Here is a 17,864-nt window from a genome sequence, read left to right as displayed (position 1 = left end):
GACTGCTAGGAAAACTTTTCTAGCGGTCGTCGAGCGTCCTTTCTCGGCTACCTAAGAATTCTCTCCTAGTACGTGAATATGGTTGCTTGCGAGCAAACCTGGCTACGGACTGCGGGCAAAGTTCAGGGACCCCCGTCTAATGTGATCAAAGCGGGCCGTACTTGGCCATGAAGCGTCTGTAGATAAAAAGAAGCCCCATACCGCTTGGCGGTACGAGGACTTCCCAATGATATATGCACGGATCACAATCCCAACTTATACAAGTTAGGCGGTCCAGCTTCTGTCTAATATTCTACTTTGGTGACCCCAACGAATCAACTAGCGGATTTTGGTAGCTTCCTGGCCGGCGCTCGGTTTCAAACCTACTTGGATTGCTGCCAGGACGACCGCAAATTAGCTTTAGCTACCTACACGTGGAACTCAAAGCTCGCGGCGGAACTTTCACGAGTTCTGGGACACGTTGAAGTTGTCCTCCGCCATGCGATGGATCTGCAACTTCGTATCTGGAATTCGGCCCAACCTCTCACCCTCGGGCAGCCGAACTCTAACGATGCTCGTCAACGCAACGGCGGCAATTCCGAAGAGTGGCTCAAGCACCCGGCGCCGCTGTTGTTCAAACTCGTCAATACGAGAACGCGCAAGGGCAAAATCTTGTCAACCTACGAGGGTGCCTTGCGGCGGGCTATTGACGGAAGCAACGAAAGAGACCCAGCCCACCCCAGGCATGGAGCCCACATCACGCACGATGACATCATCGCACACACCACCTTTGGTTTTTGGCTGCATTTATTGCCCAACCCCAAGCATCGACACACTCCGCTGTCCCAGCTCAGCCAGCAGGAACGGACGAAAGAGCTGGCCGCTAGACGACTTTGGTCTGAAGCCCTGTCCAAAGCCTTCCCAGGCCTGAGCAACGTCTACGTGGTTCAGTACTACCTTCAGAGGGCGCACGCCTTGCGAAACCGCATTGCTCATCACGAACCACTGTTGAATACCGACGCGAAATCATACTTCAGAACCTCCACCCGGCTGCTACACGGAATTAGCCCGGCGGTCGGCAGCTGGGTCGGTGCTACCGCCGAAGTCGTGCAGATCCTCAGAAAACGACCAACCGGGAATTCATGAAAGCAAAACCCTGCGGATGCTATCCCGCAGGGTTCCAGCTTCCTAGCAGGGTCTCGCCCCTAACTTCTGGGATGATCGTTTTACTGCTGTGGCTCCCCGACGGGGCCAGGTTCTAGGTCGGGTTCCTTTGAATCATCTGGCTTTTCCAGGGGATACGCTTCGGCGAGCCACTGTGCGAAGTCATCCTGGAGAGCTTCGGGGACTGGATCCATTCGCTCAGGTGTGCGGTGCTCACGTCGGCAGCCGGCCATCCCTCCCTTATCTGCTGGCGCGTTCACGATATCCAGGACGTCGGGCAGGCAGCGCAGGTTCCAATACACCAGATCACTATTCGGAGTCTCGGACCCGTAGTTCGCCGCCGTCCACGACGTATATAACCCGACCACGTGCGCGACGACGTTCGGGTGGAGGAACCAGCAGGTGGGGATCATGTTCGTGCTTTGCCCGGCTCCGTAGGTTGCGTTCATCCAGGGCAGCCACTGGTTGATCTCAGTGAGCAGCTCCGAGATTTGCTTCGGGTTGGCCGTATAGAGGTTCCAAGGTGCTACCTCTTGTTCGGGTCTTATGTTGGTGAGTCGTTCCAGCTGGTTCGTGAGTTCCACAAGAACTGTTTCTTGTGCGGCGAGGCCTTGCTCGACTTTTTCTTGCCGTTCGATCAGCGGCTCAACCAGCGGAACGATCAGCTCGAGGACATCATCGGTGGGTTGCGTATCGCTCATCGCGCACCGCCAAGGGTTTCTGCCGGATCGCTACCTGCCAGGGTTTGGGTGGGTTCGTGGAAGATCTTGCCGCACCTGCGCAACGTCTGATCCTTCATCTCATTCAGCTCCTGGTGGTCTTTGCGCTGCCACACCATCTCGGTATGCACCACATGCGGCGGCAGATTCCGATACACCGCGGTGGCCTGCCCGAAGCGCAGATGCTTGAGCTCTTCAGCGCGCACGATCGCTTTCTCCTCGGAACTAGTGGTCCTCGAGCCTCCACTCTTGCTAGAAGAATGGCTGATGCGTGCCTTATTTCGGACGCCCATGTCGTTGGCGTAGGTCTTCAGGTCTTCGCTGTTGATGCCGGGGAATATCAGCTTCAAGCTCGCGTTGGATTCGATGGTTTTCGCTTCTTCCTTGCCCCAGCGTGCTTCGTTCTGGATGAAGGATTGGCTGATGCCGATCACTTGGATGCCCCGTCCGCCGGTATCAGTGATCAGTTCGCTCATGTTGCTGAATGCGGCAACGTTTGGTGCTTCGTCCAGGACCATGCGGAAGACAGGCCAGAGCCGGCCGGAGGCGAACTGGCTGGATTTGCGGCGAGCTGCCCGATAGACCTGGTCAGCGAACATCGTGCTCAAAGTCCCCAGCGGGGATTTTTCCCCGTCAACCACGATGTGCAGGGTGTTCGGCCCTTCAAGGAACGTGTTGATGTCGAAGGCTTCCTCCTTGCGGAATCGGAATTGCGAGAGCACTTTCTCGGTGACCAAGGGTTCGGCTAGGGAGAGGAGGGTGGCTTTGATGGAGTCTTCGGTTTCGCCGGCCCGTGATTCGGTGCGCTCACGCAGGGGTTGGATGAAGGCCCTGGATTTGTGGTGGTCTTCGAGGATGGTGATGGGTTCGGGGTTGTGGGAGTCGAAGATCCACATGAGCAGGTCATCCATGGTGCAGTCTTCCAGTGCGGCGGCGTGCAGGAGCCGGCCGAGGACGGTGCCGGCTTTGGCGCTGAACCATGACCCGTTTTTGGTGCCTTCCATCGGGGCGGCGTTCGCCCAGGCTTTGCCGCGCTCGAGGGCTTCGTCTTCGTCTTCGCACCCGTAAATGGGTGTCCAGTTCACCCTGGTCGGCCAGCCGGTGATGTTTTCCCAGTCGCACACAAATACGTGCCCTTGTTTTTCCCGGGCAATGGCGGTCCAGGCGACCACATCGGGTTTCGTGGAGGTGGCTAGGACGGGGCCTGGGGCGTTGAGGATCATGGGGATGACGATGCTGGAGGTTTTGCCGCCGCGGGCTGGGGCGTAGACCCACATGCTGTCTTCCAGTTGGATATACAGCGGGGTTTTCTTCGACGCATTGGCATAGACGGCCAGGGCGATGAATGCTTCGGCGGTCTTCTTCGTGACCTGCGCCCCATAGATTTGGCGGGCTTTGCGCCAGGCGGAGGTGAAGCCCATCATTGACGTAATCGCGGCCCCTTGTGGGGTGAATTTCTCAGCCTCGTCCCGCGAGCTTCCCCAGATTTCGGTGAACAGCACATATGCCACGATCAGTAGGGCTGCGAAGCCGCCGAGGATGAACCAGGACGCGGTCGGCCAGGCGAGGTTCTTGTCGATGGCGGCTTGGACCAGTTCCATGGGGTTCCACGAGATCCCGGTGCCGGTGGGGGTGAGTCGTTCGCCCCAGTTCAACGCCACCAAGGCCAGCCCGGCGAGGGCGGCGATGATCAGCCAGGCGGGGATTTCGCGGTTACGCTGCGTGGGGTTCGAGCTCATCGGTGATCACCTCGTTCATTTTCTGGGCGGTGAGGGCCTTGTCGGTGTCGGTGAGGATTTTCTCCACGTCGCTGCGCAGGTGCTTGACCTCGAACGGAGCTTCGTTGCCGATCTTCATCAGGCACGTGCCAGTCGCCAAGTTCAGGATCGTGCCATAACTGGAAGCGGGCAGGTCGAACATTTCCACTGCAGCCCGCGCATCCGGGGCTTTCTTCTGCTGATACACCAAAACGGTGTCGCATTCCTTGATGATCGCCTCAGCTTCGGTGCCGGGCGGGATGTCTGAGACGTGGTGGAACATGAACCAGTTCGACAGGCCGATGGCGCGGGAGACTTTCTGGTTGCGGCGGATGACTTTGGCGACGGAGGTTTGGACGACGTGCCAGGCTTCTTCGACGATGAAGTGGGTTTGGCGCCGGTTCTTGGCCCGGAAGAGCCGGTTGGTCATCCACGTGTTGATCACGGTCATGATGATCGCCAACGCCGGCCCGGTCTCTGGCAACTGGGAGACATCGAAGACGGTCAACCCGTCAGCCAACACGACGTTTTCTGAGGTTTCGCCGTCGATTAGGCCGGAGAGGTCTTCATCGACGAACCGTTCCAGTTCGAATGCCAGATCGTACCCCCATTCGCGCAAGACTGTCCGTTCGATCTGCAGTTCCTCGCAGTCAATCGGGGAGGGGTCGAGCATGCGGGCGATGACCAAGCCGATGGTGGGGGTACGGCCAGCAGCGCGGGTTTCTTTCAGCACGCGGTGGTGGGCAGTGCGCATGGCTTTGCCTTCGCGGGAGGAGACAGGCCGGCCGAGGACTTCGGTGGCAACCGCGCGCAATAGCTGAGCTTGGCTTGGTGGGGCTTCGGAGCCGTTGGTTCGGGTGTCTTCGACTTCAGGGGAGATGGCCGGGTCGAAGATGTTCAGGCAGGCGCCGCCTCCACCGATTTTGAAGGTGATCGGCTCGCGCCCGAAGAATCGGGACAGGGCTGCGTATTCGCCTTCTTCCGGGTTGGAGTCCGAGGGTTTCTTGTCGACGACGATGACGTTGCGGTTCAAGATCAGCGGGCGCAGGCAGCCCCAGGTTTTGCCGCCGGAGCTTTTGGCGGAGCCGAGGTCGCCGATGAGAATGACGTTGGCGTTGTTCACGGTGTTCGGGTAGGCGAAGATCGGGTCGTGCATGACACCCCACCCTGATTCCAGGTCCAAGCCGAAGAGTAGGCCTTTGTAGGAGGTGGGAGACCAGGGGACGGCGAGGTTGCTGATCTCTGTTTGCCGGGTGGTGCTGATTCCGCCTTCAGGTGCCGGGTCGTAGAGGCCGTAGGCGGATCCGGTGCGGGAACGGCGGCCAGCGTCCCAGGACACGTCCGGGCGGAACATGTCCGCGGGTGCCTGGGTGTAGCCATTTTGATTGCTTGCTAGTTTGCTCGTTTGTGTTCGAGCTAGTTTCCTGGCTTGCTTAGCGGCCCTCCGGTCCTTCCTCGAATGTTTCTTCGTGTCTCCTTGGCCGGCGACTGTGCTGGCAGGGGAGGTGGGACCGGATGCGGTCTTCCCAGATGTGCTGGCGTCTGCGGGGTTGGTGGTGGTGCCGGTTTTCTTGAAATATTTCATGATTAACGGATCCCTCGTCCTAGCGGCATCACGGCAGCCAACGCCATATGGTGGCGGTCATCGAGCCAGATCAGCCGCTCGATCCCGCAATCAGTGGCCACCGATTCAATCTGTGTGGACACAGCCAGCAGTTCTTCTTCGGACTGCACAGTGAAGCTCAGGTACGCACCCCATTTCACTCCGTGATGCCCGCTGCCGGGCATGAGGTCGGCGCCGCGCTGGTCCGAGGAGCTGGACATGACGTGTTCGGTGCCGTCGCTGACTTTGCCTTTCTCTGCATCGGATTTGCGCTTGGCCTTGTCACTGGTGCGATCAGAGACCGCTTGGGCACGGGCGGTGCGGGCATCGACAACTTCGTTGACCCACGACACCGAATGGATCACTGCGGGCACGATCCCGTTGACCAGCTGCCGCATGGATTGGACGGGAAGGGCGGAGCCGGCCATGAACCCATGGCGGGGAATGTAAGCCACTCGTGTGTAGGCATGGTTGTTCACCAGTACTGCTTTGGACGTTTTTGTGGCGTCCAGACGCTGCCAGACCGAACTGAGGTTTTGGTCTGGGTCGTCGATGCTGACCTCGTACGGGTCTTGTAGGTGGGAGAGGAGTGCTGCGGCCATGTTGGAGTTCACCGGCCGGAAACTGCGGATCGCTTTATGGGTGACTGCTTGGGACATCAGGGCGTGGGCTTCGCTGACGATCGCGTCATGCACCGCCCGCGGGCCAGGGGTTTGGGCGGTGATGGCGCGCTGCAGTGCGGCGAGGTTGTCGAAGCGCAGCACCCAGTAGGAGCGGTGCTGTTCGGCCTTCTGCTCCACATCCAGGCATAGCTCTTGGTAGGAGCGGACCAGGTGGTCATGGGCTTGGGGGTGGACGTAGTCAGAGAGCCAGGAAATGTGGTCGGTGATGTCCAAGGGGACGGAGCGGGTGAAGCTTTGGATGTGGGAGATGGCGCTGGTGCGCCGCGCTGCCCGGGCGAGGACTTTGCCGAATCCGATGAACGGGATGTCTTCGATGTCTTCTTCCACGACACCGCCGGTGCTGCCGCGCACTTCGAAGATCGCGGTATAGAACACCGGGCTGGTGTTCGCATGCCTGAACACGGTGAGGCGTTCGCGGGTGTTGAAGGGGACTTCGGTGGCGCTCATCTTCCCGATCATCAACGGGGCCGGCTGGTCGGTGGCTTTGCGGCGTTGGGCCCTGCGCACTGCGAACCCTTTGGGGCGGGCAGTTTTCGGCTGGTTCGAAGTTTTCTGTTTGTTCTGTGTTCTCTGCTTATTTTGGGTGGCGTGCTGGTAGGTTCTCAGGCGCTCTGCGGCGATCTGTTCGTGGACGGGATCGAAGACATCGGTGCCGGTGGTTTTCTGCCAGATCCGGTAGGCCCGTTCGGCATAAATGGCTGCCAGGCTGCGGCCTTCATTGATGGCGGTAGGCATCGTAGTCAGGATGCTGGCCACGGCCACGAAGAGCGCCGCGACGAGGAAGAAGAAGCTGAACGATCCCAACATGACCAGGAACGCGGAGAGCGCGAGACCAATGAAGAGGAGGAGCTTTTCGGGCAGGGAACGGCCTGAGAGCAGTCCGCGGGACTTGAACTCACCGCCGAGGGCAACGTGACGAGTCATGAGGGTTGATCAGTCCTTAAACGAATCCCAGGTATCGGGGTCGGAGTCCTGTTGGGCGATGCGGGCTTGGGCTGCCGCGTTGGACATGGCGTAGCGGGCGTTGGCGAGCATCCCGACCTTGCCGGTGTGCAACGGCCGATACGCCTTGCTAGAGGTGGCATTGGTTGGAGAGTTAGGGCCTGCGGGCTGGGTTTGCCGGCCGGAAGCACCAGCAGCCTGGCCAGAAGTGCCAATACCGGCACTGTCGAAGGTCGGTTCTCCAGCAGAGCCACCTTCAGGATTGCGGCCTGAGGAACCCGTTGTCCTTGGAGCACCCGCGCCGCTGGAACCACTGGCATTTCCTGTGCTGCCTGTTCGGGGGCTGGTTGGCCGTTCCATGACCTCGGTCGGAGTACCCTGCCCAGGGCTGCCAGGCGACGACTGGCCACCAGAAGAACCCTGCGGCTGGCCAGCATCCGGGCCGCCGGACGCGCCGGCCCCTGAAGGTGGGGCTGAACCATCCTCACCGCCACGCGCAGCTGAAGATCCCTGGCTGGCAGCACCGGTACTTGCTGCTCCAGCACCTGCTGCAGTACCGCCGCCCGATGTACCGTTACCGGCCCGGGGGGCAGGCGAAGGTGTGCTGGAAGCATTGCCGCGGCGTGAGGAGATCGCGCGACGCACGGCTCCTGCGCCGGCACCGGCGAGTGAGCCGGCCATGCCACCTGCCGCAGCGCCGACACCAGCAGAAATTTCAGGGGAGATCCCGCCGAAGTTCGCTTCACGGCTTTGGATGATGGGCATCCACCGGAAGATCGCTGCGGGGGAAAGAACGATCAGCAGCATGATGAATGCGGTCGCTCCGAGGTTGCCCACATTGACCAGCACATCGTCGGTGCCTTCCTTGAACGCGGTCTGCGAGGCCAGGACCCCGAAGACGGCGCCCATGACGAGGAAGACCACGGGCTTGAGGATCAGCAGGGTGGCGAGGGTAGAAGCGATCTTCAGTACGTAGCGGCGGGTTTTCGGCGAGATGAGCATGCCGATCAGGGCGGCGATGGCCAGTCCCATGAGCTGCTGGAAGATCGGGATGAGCAGGAAGTAAATCATCAGGGCGATCGAGCCGATGAACAGCATCCCGAAGAAGATGATCGCCGCCAGCGGGCCGAACCAGCTGCTGGATTCCAAGGAAGCGAAGCGGGAGATCACGGTGATGAAATTACTGATCATTTCCGCGGACCAGTTAGTGGCCCCGGAGGTCAGTGGGGCGATGCGCTGCTGTATTTCGTTCATGGCCCACGGACCGTAGATCACCAGGAAGAGGCTGACCGGGAGGTAGTAGAGCAGGGAGTTGCTGAAGTCGTCGTCGCTGATCTCTCCGTTGCTGTGGTGCTTGAATAAGGTGAGCAGCATGATGGAGAGCCCGACGACGCCGATGCCCGCGTAGAGTGCCCAGCGGTCTTTGAACTCTTGGCTGGAGGCGTCGAATTCGGTGGTGGAGGTGAGCTCTTCGAGGACTTTTGAGGTGAGTGCGATGGATTCTGATTTGCTGCTGTTGGCGACTTCTTCGAGTCCGCTTTTGGGGTCGGCAACGAAGTCGATGGTGTTGCCGATGGCGTCCATGGCGTTCAGGACCGATCGGCCGATCTCGCTTTGGCCCATCCAATTTCTCAGAGTGCCTGAAGCCCACCCCATAAGGAATTCATTAGCTTGCTGTCTGATGCAGAAAGTAACGCTTTGCTGTCCCGCACCCGTGGAACTCAGGGCCTCGCACAAATCCATCGCTGGTTCCTGCTTGATGATCAGCGCGTCAGGGTCCGGATACATGGCGTGCAACGCATCGCGCGTCTGTTCTTCGCAGTTGCGGGTATCGAAGTTGAGGAAAGATTCCATGCTGCGGTAGTACGTGAAATTGCTGCATTCGTCGGCGCCGATCTCCGTGATGACATCATGCAGCAAGGTGTTCTTATCGTCATCCGATAAGTTCTCGTACCGCTTGACCTGGTCTTGGCTCAGAACCTCAGAGACATTTTCATCTGTTCCGGTGGCTTGGGCCGGAGCCGCTAGACCTAGGGTGAGCAAGGCAGCGAAGACGGCGGTCAGCAACCGCCTCATCGTGCAAGCTCCATCCAACCATCGCGGCTTAGCGGATTGCCCTTGGAGTCCACGAAAATTTGGTTCAGCAGATCGTTCGGCGATTCTGGAGCTTTCTCGCCATCGGCAATGATCAATTGAGATTCTGCACGGACGGGCGTCGGCGAGAGATCGAGCTTCCAATCGCTGCCGTCCCACACCAAAGCTTGATTCTGAGTACGGATTTTAACCGAGGGACCAATAGCTCTTCCGTCGAGAATGAGCCCTGGATCGTCAATCTTGAGTGCCACGGCAATGTTTGCTGATTTGCCTGATTCGCAGTTCTCGACCTTGTAGATCGCCGGAGAGATCAGGCTGCTTTCAGCGGAGGCTGAATTATTGGAGACCAGTGAAGCTGTGGCGTTGATGTACTTCGTGTTGTACTCGCCCGAAGCGGTGATCTGCTGAAGCGTTGCCTTCTGGTTCTTCCAGTTTTCAGGGGAGTAGGAATCGGCCGCCACATAATTAACGGCAGCACGGACGGCGTCTTCACACGAAGCCGTGTATCCAATAGGGGTTTTGCCGTCGGGTGCCGTCCCGGTTCCGCCTTCACCGAGGCGGATGCTGGAGACAGGGAACCCGTACTCGCTGGTTTTGGCGGGTGTGGCAGGGGTGGTGGCCGCCGAAGAACCGGGTTGATCCTGATTCTGGGACATGAGGACGCTGGCTACCACGACGAGGGCGATGGCCACCACAGCGACGATGAGGACAATAATTCTGCGGCGGCTGGCCATTAGAGCATCCCCGCTAATTTCAGGACTGCACCGATGATGACACCGAACGCGGCAACCGCGACCAGGGCAATGCCGCGGCGTTTCATCTCATCGGTATGCTCGCCGAGCTCTTCGTAGTGGCCTTGCTTTTTCGCACCGGCGAACTTGCCAAGACTGGTCAGCAGCTTCACGGCCACATAAATCAGTACGACGCCCCAGATGACGCCGAGGATGATGCCCAGTGCGCTGTCGAATCCATCGCCCAAAGGCGAGATGTCGGGGGAGACGCCCTCGAACGGGTTTTTCACGGTCGTTGTGGTTTCTTCGGTTTGTTCCGCAACGATTCTGGGCGCGGTGTGTACTGGTGCGAACACGGGCTAGTTCTCCTTGGTGTTTCGTGGGGTCGTGTCGTTGGAGGCTGAGCGGAAGAGTCCGGCGCTGACGGCAGCGGCGACTTTCTCGAAGGCGCGCACTGACTCGTCAGTGGCTAGCTGCCAGTCGATCAGCCCGTTCGTGTCCAGGGCCGGCTCATAGGGGACGGCCAGGAATGTGGCGGTCTCGCCGAGGGCTTGTTCGAGCATCTGGCGCAGTTCTTTGCAGCGCTCCGCGGCCACGGCCCGTCGGTGGGAGCCCGGGGTGATGACCAGGACCGCATGCTCACACAGGCTGGCATAGTGCTGGTTGCCGGTGACGTGGGACATCGCCTGCAGTTGCTCGACGGTGCGCAGGACAGAGACGACGGATTTGTCGTTGAGCTCTACTGGGAAGACGAGCTGGTCGGTGGCGTCGATGCCGGCCAGCCAGTTCTCGGCACGGGTGTTGTTTCCGGTGTCCAGGACGACGACGTTCCAGAAACGCTGGACGACTTCGAGCAGTTCGTTGAAGGTGGGGCGGGTGAGCATTTGCATCCGGTCTGGATCTTCATCGGAGGCCAGTACGCTGAAGCGGTTGTCGCCTTGCGGGCGGGTGTAGTACTGGACATCGCCGCTGCGGGTCCGTTCGCTTTTGAGCTGCTCGAGCGCGTCGAGCAGGTCGATGATGGTCATGTTCGACCCGTTGGAACGGGTTCGCACCCCGAGAGTGCCCATGGTTTCGTTGTTGTCCATGGCCAGCACGTTGTGATCCGAGGTGTTGCCGATGGTTGAGGCCAGGGCGACGGTGAGAGAAGTTTTCCCTGCGCCGCCGGCAGGTTGGGCGATGGTCACTGTCACCGGCCGCGGGTAAACCCTGCGGATTGAGGCGAGCGTGGCCCGGCGTTCCAGTTCTTGGGGTCCTGGTTTCGGGGCGATCAGCCCGCCAGTGAAGGTGCGGATCTTTTTCTGCCATCCTTCTTCGGCTGGCAATGGTGTTTCCAGGGCGTCGGAACCGGTGATGGCACTGCTGAGCGTTCCCGAAACCAGCGGTGTCCCTGAGCCCAGTAGTGTCCCTGATCCCGGAGTCGTCCCGGATGCCGGGGATGCCTGTGCGGAATACGGATGCCCAAGAGCGTCAGCTGAATCTTGTCCCGCAGTGCTTGGGCTGGCAGTGCTCGAAACAGCTGCTGGATTGTCGCCGGCTGGTTGCTGGGTGGGTGGGTTGCTGGTGTCCTTTTCGTTGGGTGCTGGTTTCACCAGAAGGTCTGTTCTCATGCGGCGGCGTTCTTCGCCCGGCCAATCCCCGCTCATGCAGGTCCCCTTTCGTTCATCAAACCAATAGTATCAATTAGTATTGAAAATATAAGCTTCAACACTAAACAATACTCAACGGGGATTGCCATGAACCAGAGAATGCACCGCACCACGCACCACGCTAGGGAACACTCTCGCCGCCGTGCCGCCACGGCAGGGCTCGCTCTGGCCTTAGCCAGTGCGCTGCTTGCTAGCTGCGCGCCAGCCGACCCAGAAGACACGCCGGGGGATGAGAACGGGATCATGCACGACATCCACGCCTCACCGGAACAATCAGCCATCGAAAAATGGAGCCCCGAGATCGCCCAAGAAGCCAGCGACGTCGCCACCAACGCCGCGACAGCCTACGCCCGCCCCGGCCTGGAACAGTCCCAATGGTTTACCGGGCTGCGGCCCTACCTTTCGGACGACGCGCAACGCACCTTCCAGAACGTCTCGAACCTGAACATCACCGCCACCAAAGTCACCAGCACCGAAGACCCCGTCAAAGGACGGTCACCTGCGATCGCCACCGTCACCGTGAATACCAACACCGGCTCCCTGGACTTCCTGCTGAGCCGGGCTGATGGTGAATGGGTCGTCGAAAAGATCACCAGCACCAAGTAATGCGACGCTTCAGACTCATCAAAATCCTCGCCATCACCCTGATGATCTTCTTCGGCGGCATTTTCCTCTCTCTGACCATCCTCGGACCACGAGACGCCACGGATCCCCGGACTATGGACTGCAACCCGAACAGCAGCATCGGGGACAACATCAACGTCACCCACCTGCCAACCACCCCAGTCGGCAGCTACACCGAGAAACAACTGGCTAACGCCGCGATTATCATCAACGAAGCTAGCACCGCAGACCTGCCCCAACGCGCGGCCATCATCGGACTGATGACCTCCATCCAGGAAAGCAGCCTAACCATCCTGGCCAACGACGGGAGCTGGGAGTACCCGAAAGGTACCCGCATCATGACCAAAAACGAATGGGAACAAGCCAAAGAGGTGGCCGTGGCTTCCTTGGATGAACCGCATGAAGGCGTCGGGCACGCTTGGGATGCCATGGGCACCTTCCAGCAACGGCCCAGCGCCGGCTGGGGCACCGTCAAACAGATCATGAACCCCACCTTTGCGGCCGCGCCCTTCTTCGACCGCCTCCAGAACATCGACGGGTGGGAAGAGCTGCCCTACGAGCAAGCCGCCGAAGCCGTCCAAGCCTCCGGCCTGCCTGATAACTACGCACAACGCAGGGACGACGCGGAACTGATTTATGCAGCCCTGCAAGGCACAGAAGTCACCGTCACCGACCAAGACGAACCCCACGCCACATGCGATAACGGAACCGAAACCCGCAACCCGAAAAAGATAAACATCCCAAACAACGATTCGGAGTGGGTTTTCCCCTTGGAAACGTTGACGAAGATCTGGCATAACTACGGCGAATCCCGCGGCCCCTACCCGCACGCCGGCGAAGACTTCGCCGCCCCGGAAGACACCCCGATCTACGCGGCAGCCGCCGGGCAAGTCATCCGCGCCAGCTGCGATGACCTCGTCGTCGGCCGCTCACCCTGCCAGATCGAAATCGACCACGGCACCCACGACGGCGCCCAGATCACGACCTTATATGTTCACATGTTCCCGGATGATCTGATCGCGCACGTCGGCGACGAAGTTGAAGCAGGAGAACAGATCGCCCAGGTGGGCACCAACGGCAACTCCACCGGTTTCCATCTGCACTTCGAAGTATGGAAAGACGGGCAAATCACGAACCCGATGGAGCTGCTCGAGCAGCAAGAAGTCACGATGCCTGGATAAAGTCCCGCCGCTGCTGCCTCCGGCACAGCACCGCATCCACCAGCCCCAACGTCATGCCTACCAGGACACTGAAAATCGCAGGATAGATGAACAAGTCCGTAATCCAGCCCAGTTGCCGGTTCGCCAACTCGGCCAGATGCCCCAGCGGGGCGGCGATGACCAGGCCGAAGCCGAAGCCCATGAGCTTCTTGGAGTAGTACGGAATCCTGGATACCGACTCGGTAGCTGCCCTCATCAGCGGGGCCACCAGGAACGAGGAAACAATTGCCGGGTAGATATAGAGCGCGAGCTTATATAAGACCACCAGCGGGTTATCCCTGAACGCATTCAACCCAACATCAGAATAGGAACTGCCACTGAACACGAACAGGACACCCATCAGGGCGGCAGAAGCCGGCAACGCGACAGTGGAGAGTTTCAGGATCTTGCTGGCGATCTCGGGACGGTTGATGCCATGGGAAATCTGTATGCCGCCACAGAAGAACACCAGCGCAATACCAATATGGGATACGAGGTTCGCAAAATTATGGGATCCCGCAAGGGAATCAACGAACTCATAGACCGGGTCAACAGCCAAAGACAAGACGAGGGCCATGCCTAAATGGGTGAGCCACAACCAGAGATTCCCGATCCCTTGGATCAGGCGAGGAAGGCGGGCGATGAGGGCTGCGAGGAAACTGGTGGCAAGGATTGCAGACACCCAGCTCGAAACCGCCACATCATTCATCCTAAATGACGGTCGAAGCTCTCCCGGTCGCGTTCCTGCTTGCCCACCTGCTGCAAACGTTGCTCAGTGCAACTGAGCAACTGCCCGACCGGAACTGTATTAACCCAAGTCGAACGGCATTCTTCAACCCAACCAGCTTCTTTCCCCGTGAGCACTTCAGAGATCACTAAAGCCGACACGCCCGGCCACCCAGCATGCTCACACACCGCCAGTGCCACATCTTCACGCAACCTGGTGCGCAGCATCTTCCATAGCGTCGGCTGATTCACGCCCAACTCATCAGCAATCCTGGCACGCAACGCCCCGTCGTTGGCGAGGTTGAACCAATACAACGCCGCCAAATCATAGGATTCAGGCCCGAGTTGGGTTTCGGTCACTGGCTGATTTTCCAAGCGTTCAGCACTGGCACGGAACAACCCTGGCGATGAAATGAAACCTGGCATCTCACCGACAGCCGGCGACGAAGGAACAAGATCTGAGAAGGCTTCGAATCGGGCGAGCTGGGTGAGAGGATCCAAATCCAGGCCGCGGGAGATGGCAGCGATTGTTGCCGGGGCGACGTTGCCTCGAGCGAGCTGTTGCTTGACCCGCAACCTCGGCAGGTCAGCGACGGCGGCAAGGCGCACGGAACCGGTGCCTGGAGAAACCTCATCCAGCCACGCTTGAAATTCATCGCGCCCTAGCTTCAATTACCGCTCATTCACTCTCATCACATCAACATGCTTACACCGCGCCCTGAGGCTCGGTGCTTTGCCAACGTGTCTCAATTTATCCTGTCTGACGCGTCTGTAATCCCAGTTTAGAGGCGGGGACAAGACACAATTCGGCCACAAAACACCGGACAACCAGAAAACCGGCGCCCAAGACTCTGCTATGGCCGGCGAACGTGCCGGCCGGCGGATGCTTAACGAAGGTGTACTCGCGATAGCCGAACAAAAGCGGAGGCTTGTCGGTAGGGCACGTACGATCATGAGTAGGTTTTGCAGTTGATTCCGGGCGTGGGGACGCCTATCGGAATCGTTGGCCTGCCTTCTTGGGGGCGGTAGCAGTCGCCGTTCAGACCACTCGCAGGGTCCCTGTCACAATTGTGCGGCTGGTCCTCGTCTTCTGTTGTTGGTCAAGCTTGGCTGGACCACCCCGGAAAAGCTTCTTCCAGAGCGTCGCACCGCCATGCCGCCAGCTTCTTCTCCGATCGGGACTGGTGCTGGTTGTGCAGCCAGACACCCAAGGATCGTTCCTTCTCGGATGCGTAGGTCCGGTAATGTGGGAAGTGACTGTGCTCTTCAACGTACTGGACAAGAGCCTCAAACCGGGACTGCCATCGCTCATTGAGTTCGAATTGCCGCGGGTCGATATGCCAGTTGGGAACGTCTTGCAAAAGCACGATTTTAGCGGCGGGCAACTGGCCGGCCTGGAGTTTTTTGCGTTGAACAGCAAGCCAGGCGTGCAAGGAACGCTCGGCGCGGCCCCCGGTGGTGCGGGGAACCCTTTTGTACTCAGCATGGAATGCTGTCAGTTCATTTGCTCGTCGCCGCCACATGCTGGAGGGCCTGTTGTTGTTGCGTGAGGCCACTGCAGCTTCGTGCTTGGCGCGAAAACCGGGTTCATAATGCTCGCGTCGTCGCAGGTGGTAGTGGATGGTGGCAGGACCGCGGTGGCAAAGTTCGGCGATTTCCCGCACCGTGATTCCGGCGAGCAGCAGCTGGTCCCATTCGGGGTGCCTTGAGATGCTCCAGCTGGTCATGGCCTTAAGATACCCTACGCGACGAGCACTGAGGACGGATTCTTGGGATTTGGTGGGGTATTGTAGTCCAGGCTTTTGCATGCCGGTCCCGGCGTGCTTGTATCCTATAGGGGCACCGGTTCTAGTAGGTGCCGTAACCACCGCTAAAAGCGAATGCAGGCTAGCGATACTTACCAAAGTTTTTGAAACTATACCGGTGCTTGTCTCAATGAATGCTCGATCATTCGTTAAATACCCAAACGGTTCTGGTGGGATTTAGAGAGGACATGCATCAATTCAGCACCTGACGGTTGTTATTCTGTTTAGTAGGAAATGGTTTCACACAGGATCGCTGTTCTCGTTGAGAATTTAAGTTTGATTAATTTCGAATGGTGCTCTGAGGGTATTATCGCCTGAGCTGCATGGAGGTTAAAGCCTAAGATGACACGCATTGCGAATGATGCTCAGGTATTTAACGGTGCTCAGATATTCACCGATTCGGCTGAACAGGCTATTTCTTACCTTAAAATGCATACTCCGCTGACAGATTGGTCAGTTTCTCGCGTAATCGATGGAGAGCAGGTCCACTTGCACGTGCAGCCGGATCAGTTGCTCAAAACTGGTCTACGTGTTGAGTGGGAGGAATCTTTATGCAGTCGAATGGCCAATGGTGCTGCTCATATTGTGGAAAATACGCAGCAAGATCCTGACTATTCGTGTATGCGATTTTCAGCCGAGGTGGGGGCCTATGCCGGGTACACCATCAATGATGACCGGGATGAGATGTTTGGTGTCCTGTGCGGGGTGCGCACCGATCCGCTCACTGAGGGAGAGAAAATAGATGAAGAACTCGTTGCCCTCATCAGTTCACTTCTATCTGCCCAATTGAAGTTAGCAAGAGTAGCTGATAGAGAAAGGAGAAATAGCGAGCTATCCGATGCCTTGGCGCAAACAGATGCTTTGACTGGTCTGTTGAACCGACGCGGCTGGGATAAGATCACCAGCGATGCGCAAGAACGTCTCGACGCTTTTGGCGATTCCGTCTCGGTTGCTGTGATAGACCTCAATGGGCTTAAGCAGGTCAATGACAGCCAAGGTCATACAGCTGGAGATTTATTGTTGCAGCGCACTGGTGAGATCCTGAGAGGTAAAAGCACTGAGTCCTGCCGCGTCGCTCGATATGGGGGTGATGAGTTCATGATTTTGGCCAACGGAGTAGCTCCATCCCAGACAGAGGCTTATTTCTCAGTATTCAAAGAGTCCTTGGAAGAGGCAGGGATTCCTGCAGCCATAGGATTCTATTCAGCTCAGCCAGGTAGTACCAACATTGATCAGTGCATTGCCGCGGCTGATGCTTTAATGTATCAGCAGAAATATCAGAGTCGCGTTCGTGCCAGGAAAAACAGCTAACAGACTGTCCTTGCAACGGCCTTTAGAGAACTATATCCATCTAAATGCGCTCTTGCCAAGAAGATCTCTAGATCGAAAACTGTGTTCACTAATATCATTACTGACATGCTATTTTGCTGACCTTATCTACCTCTGCAACCGCTTCTTTGGACGGAATTCGTTCACCGATAACCTCCGTTATGTAAAGTTAAGGCTGTTGTATTGTCAGAACATGCGAACTCACGGTCCCCTCGATAATTCATTGATAACGCAGGCGCCCTGATCCCTGCAGGACAATCGTTGACGGTACTGCCATTCTTGCAACGTGAAACCACTGTTCTTCCGACCTGGTACTGATCACCGCTGTCGCTGCTCGAAGGCGGATCGTTCAACCAACTTTCGGCCTCAAATCTGTCAACGGGAACTTCACTTGGCTGAGGACGAAGAGGGGCTTGGCACGCCCGGTTTATTTGCCAGCGTGGCAGCTCGTTGCCATTCCGAAAGCGCCGCGGAGATGCTACCCAAGTTTCAATCGAGGGATGATCTGACGATTCCTGGGTCCCAGGCTTTGCGGACACGAGGATTCACCGTCCTTCAGCAGCGACGAAGCTACCGCGTTGCGCACGACGTCCGACGGCTAGACGGCCACGTGGTTGGGTTTGTCCGATGCGATCCTCATGGACTCCTAACGCGCCAATGTTCACGTCATCAGCGGTACCTTATAGCAGGAATTGAAATACCAGATCGTAAGAATCGCTCGGTACCCGGTCGCAGGAACTGAAGTACCACTTCGGGCTATTCAGCAATCCCTAGCCGCCACCTGACCTGAGCATTATCATTGCTGTCATCCAACAGTCGCACGATGCTTATTAACTTAGGGTGACGCAAGCAACCCAGTG

15 protein-coding genes are annotated in these 17,864 nt (G+C 58.3%); 4 read left to right on the top strand and 11 right to left on the bottom strand.

Features of this window, described 5'->3' with window-relative positions; all coding sequences use genetic code 11:
* Positions 1-300 precede the first annotated feature (300 nt).
* Entirely contained in the window at positions 301-1,125 is an 825-nt protein-coding gene (locus ACNPN0_RS01030) for a hypothetical protein (protein WP_332731464.1), read from the top strand.
* A gap of 80 nt (positions 1,126-1,205) precedes the next feature.
* Here the strand turns inward: ACNPN0_RS01030 and ACNPN0_RS01025 are convergent, their stop codons facing one another.
* The 8 genes from ACNPN0_RS01025 to ACNPN0_RS00990 all read right to left on the bottom strand — a co-directional run bounded on the left by ACNPN0_RS01025 (position 1,206) and on the right by ACNPN0_RS00990 (position 11,318).
* Positions 1,206-1,844: a hypothetical protein gene (locus tag ACNPN0_RS01025; protein ID WP_402735321.1), complete on the bottom strand. Its 639-nt coding sequence runs from the start codon at positions 1,842-1,844 to the stop codon at positions 1,206-1,208.
* The gene (locus ACNPN0_RS01020) at positions 1,841-3,601 is read right to left on the bottom strand and encodes a type IV secretory system conjugative DNA transfer family protein (RefSeq protein WP_448938547.1); all 1,761 of its coding nucleotides are present in this window, start codon (positions 3,599-3,601) and stop codon (positions 1,841-1,843) included. Before ACNPN0_RS01020 ends, ACNPN0_RS01025 begins: the two co-directional genes overlap by 4 nt.
* Positions 3,576-4,973: an ATP/GTP-binding protein gene (locus tag ACNPN0_RS01015; RefSeq protein ID WP_402735323.1), complete on the bottom strand. Its 1,398-nt coding sequence runs from the start codon at positions 4,971-4,973 to the stop codon at positions 3,576-3,578. Before ACNPN0_RS01015 ends, ACNPN0_RS01020 begins: the two co-directional genes overlap by 26 nt.
* 233 nt (positions 4,974-5,206) lie before the next feature.
* Positions 5,207-6,829, bottom strand: a complete 1,623-nt coding sequence (locus ACNPN0_RS01010; RefSeq protein WP_402735324.1) for a hypothetical protein — start codon at positions 6,827-6,829, stop codon at positions 5,207-5,209.
* Between the two features lie 9 nt (positions 6,830-6,838).
* Entirely contained in the window at positions 6,839-8,923 is a 2,085-nt protein-coding gene (locus ACNPN0_RS01005; RefSeq protein ID WP_448938546.1) for a hypothetical protein, read from the bottom strand.
* Positions 8,920-9,675, bottom strand: a complete 756-nt coding sequence (locus ACNPN0_RS01000; RefSeq protein WP_448938545.1) for a hypothetical protein — start codon at positions 9,673-9,675, stop codon at positions 8,920-8,922. The genes ACNPN0_RS01005 and ACNPN0_RS01000 overlap by 4 nt, the downstream gene beginning before the upstream one ends.
* Complete coding sequence (locus tag ACNPN0_RS00995; protein ID WP_448938544.1) at positions 9,675-10,028, bottom strand: hypothetical protein; 354 nt, start codon at positions 10,026-10,028, stop codon at positions 9,675-9,677. The genes ACNPN0_RS01000 and ACNPN0_RS00995 overlap by 1 nt, the downstream gene beginning before the upstream one ends.
* Before the next feature lie 3 nt (positions 10,029-10,031).
* Positions 10,032-11,318, bottom strand: a complete 1,287-nt coding sequence (locus ACNPN0_RS00990; RefSeq protein ID WP_448938543.1) for a MinD/ParA family ATP-binding protein — start codon at positions 11,316-11,318, stop codon at positions 10,032-10,034.
* 90 nt (positions 11,319-11,408) lie between these two features.
* Between ACNPN0_RS00990 and ACNPN0_RS00985 the strand changes: the two genes are divergently transcribed.
* Both ACNPN0_RS00985 and ACNPN0_RS00980 read left to right on the top strand, forming a co-directional pair.
* On the top strand, positions 11,409-11,927 hold the full coding sequence (locus tag ACNPN0_RS00985; RefSeq protein ID WP_448938542.1) for a hypothetical protein: 519 nt from the start codon (positions 11,409-11,411) through the stop codon (positions 11,925-11,927).
* Positions 11,927-13,126: a M23 family metallopeptidase gene (locus ACNPN0_RS00980; RefSeq protein WP_448938541.1), complete on the top strand. Its 1,200-nt coding sequence runs from the start codon at positions 11,927-11,929 to the stop codon at positions 13,124-13,126. The genes ACNPN0_RS00985 and ACNPN0_RS00980 overlap by 1 nt, the downstream gene beginning before the upstream one ends.
* Here the strand turns inward: ACNPN0_RS00980 and ACNPN0_RS00975 are convergent.
* From ACNPN0_RS00975 to ACNPN0_RS00965, 3 genes are all read right to left on the bottom strand, one after another.
* The gene (locus tag ACNPN0_RS00975) at positions 13,110-13,844 is read right to left on the bottom strand and encodes a hypothetical protein (protein WP_448938540.1); all 735 of its coding nucleotides are present in this window, start codon (positions 13,842-13,844) and stop codon (positions 13,110-13,112) included. The genes ACNPN0_RS00980 and ACNPN0_RS00975 overlap by 17 nt on opposite strands.
* A 5-nt stretch (positions 13,845-13,849) precedes the next feature.
* Positions 13,850-14,542: a hypothetical protein gene (locus ACNPN0_RS00970; RefSeq protein ID WP_448938539.1), complete on the bottom strand. Its 693-nt coding sequence runs from the start codon at positions 14,540-14,542 to the stop codon at positions 13,850-13,852.
* A 428-nt stretch (positions 14,543-14,970) separates the two neighbouring features.
* A complete protein-coding gene (locus ACNPN0_RS00965) occupies positions 14,971-15,678 on the bottom strand; it encodes a helicase associated domain-containing protein (protein ID WP_448938828.1) in 708 nt (235 codons plus the stop codon).
* 339 nt (positions 15,679-16,017) lie between these two features.
* Between ACNPN0_RS00965 and ACNPN0_RS00960 the strand changes: the two genes are divergently transcribed.
* A complete protein-coding gene (locus ACNPN0_RS00960; protein WP_448938537.1) occupies positions 16,018-16,986 on the top strand; it encodes a GGDEF domain-containing protein in 969 nt (322 codons plus the stop codon).
* Positions 16,987-17,864 lie beyond the last annotated feature (878 nt).

The organism is Glutamicibacter sp. AGC84, from assembly GCF_053543575.1.
The sequence above is the reverse complement of the archived record's forward strand: the minus strand, read 5'-3'. Positions and strand labels throughout refer to the sequence as shown.

Bases quoted from the DNA above. Each gene is read 5' to 3' on its own strand.
- ACNPN0_RS00965 (WP_448938828.1), bottom strand. From the start codon at position 15,678: ATGCAAAAGCCTGGACTACAATACCCCACCAAATCCCAAGAATCCGTC.
- ACNPN0_RS01020 (WP_448938547.1), bottom strand. From the start codon at position 3,601: ATGAGCTCGAACCCCACGCAGCGTAACCGCGAAATCCCCGCCTGGCTG.
- ACNPN0_RS00985 (WP_448938542.1), top strand. From the start codon at position 11,409: ATGAACCAGAGAATGCACCGCACCACGCACCACGCTAGGGAACACTCT.
- ACNPN0_RS01010 (WP_402735324.1), bottom strand. From the start codon at position 6,829: ATGACTCGTCACGTTGCCCTCGGCGGTGAGTTCAAGTCCCGCGGACTG.
- ACNPN0_RS00990 (WP_448938543.1), bottom strand. From the start codon at position 11,318: ATGAGCGGGGATTGGCCGGGCGAAGAACGCCGCCGCATGAGAACAGAC.
- ACNPN0_RS01015 (WP_402735323.1), bottom strand. From the start codon at position 4,973: ATGTTCCGCCCGGACGTGTCCTGGGACGCTGGCCGCCGTTCCCGCACC.
- ACNPN0_RS01005 (WP_448938546.1), bottom strand. From the start codon at position 8,923: ATGAGGCGGTTGCTGACCGCCGTCTTCGCTGCCTTGCTCACCCTAGGT.
- ACNPN0_RS01025 (WP_402735321.1), bottom strand. From the start codon at position 1,844: ATGAGCGATACGCAACCCACCGATGATGTCCTCGAGCTGATCGTTCCG.
- ACNPN0_RS00980 (WP_448938541.1), top strand. From the start codon at position 11,927: ATGCGACGCTTCAGACTCATCAAAATCCTCGCCATCACCCTGATGATC.
- ACNPN0_RS00960 (WP_448938537.1), top strand. From the start codon at position 16,018: ATGACACGCATTGCGAATGATGCTCAGGTATTTAACGGTGCTCAGATA.
- ACNPN0_RS01000 (WP_448938545.1), bottom strand. From the start codon at position 9,675: ATGGCCAGCCGCCGCAGAATTATTGTCCTCATCGTCGCTGTGGTGGCC.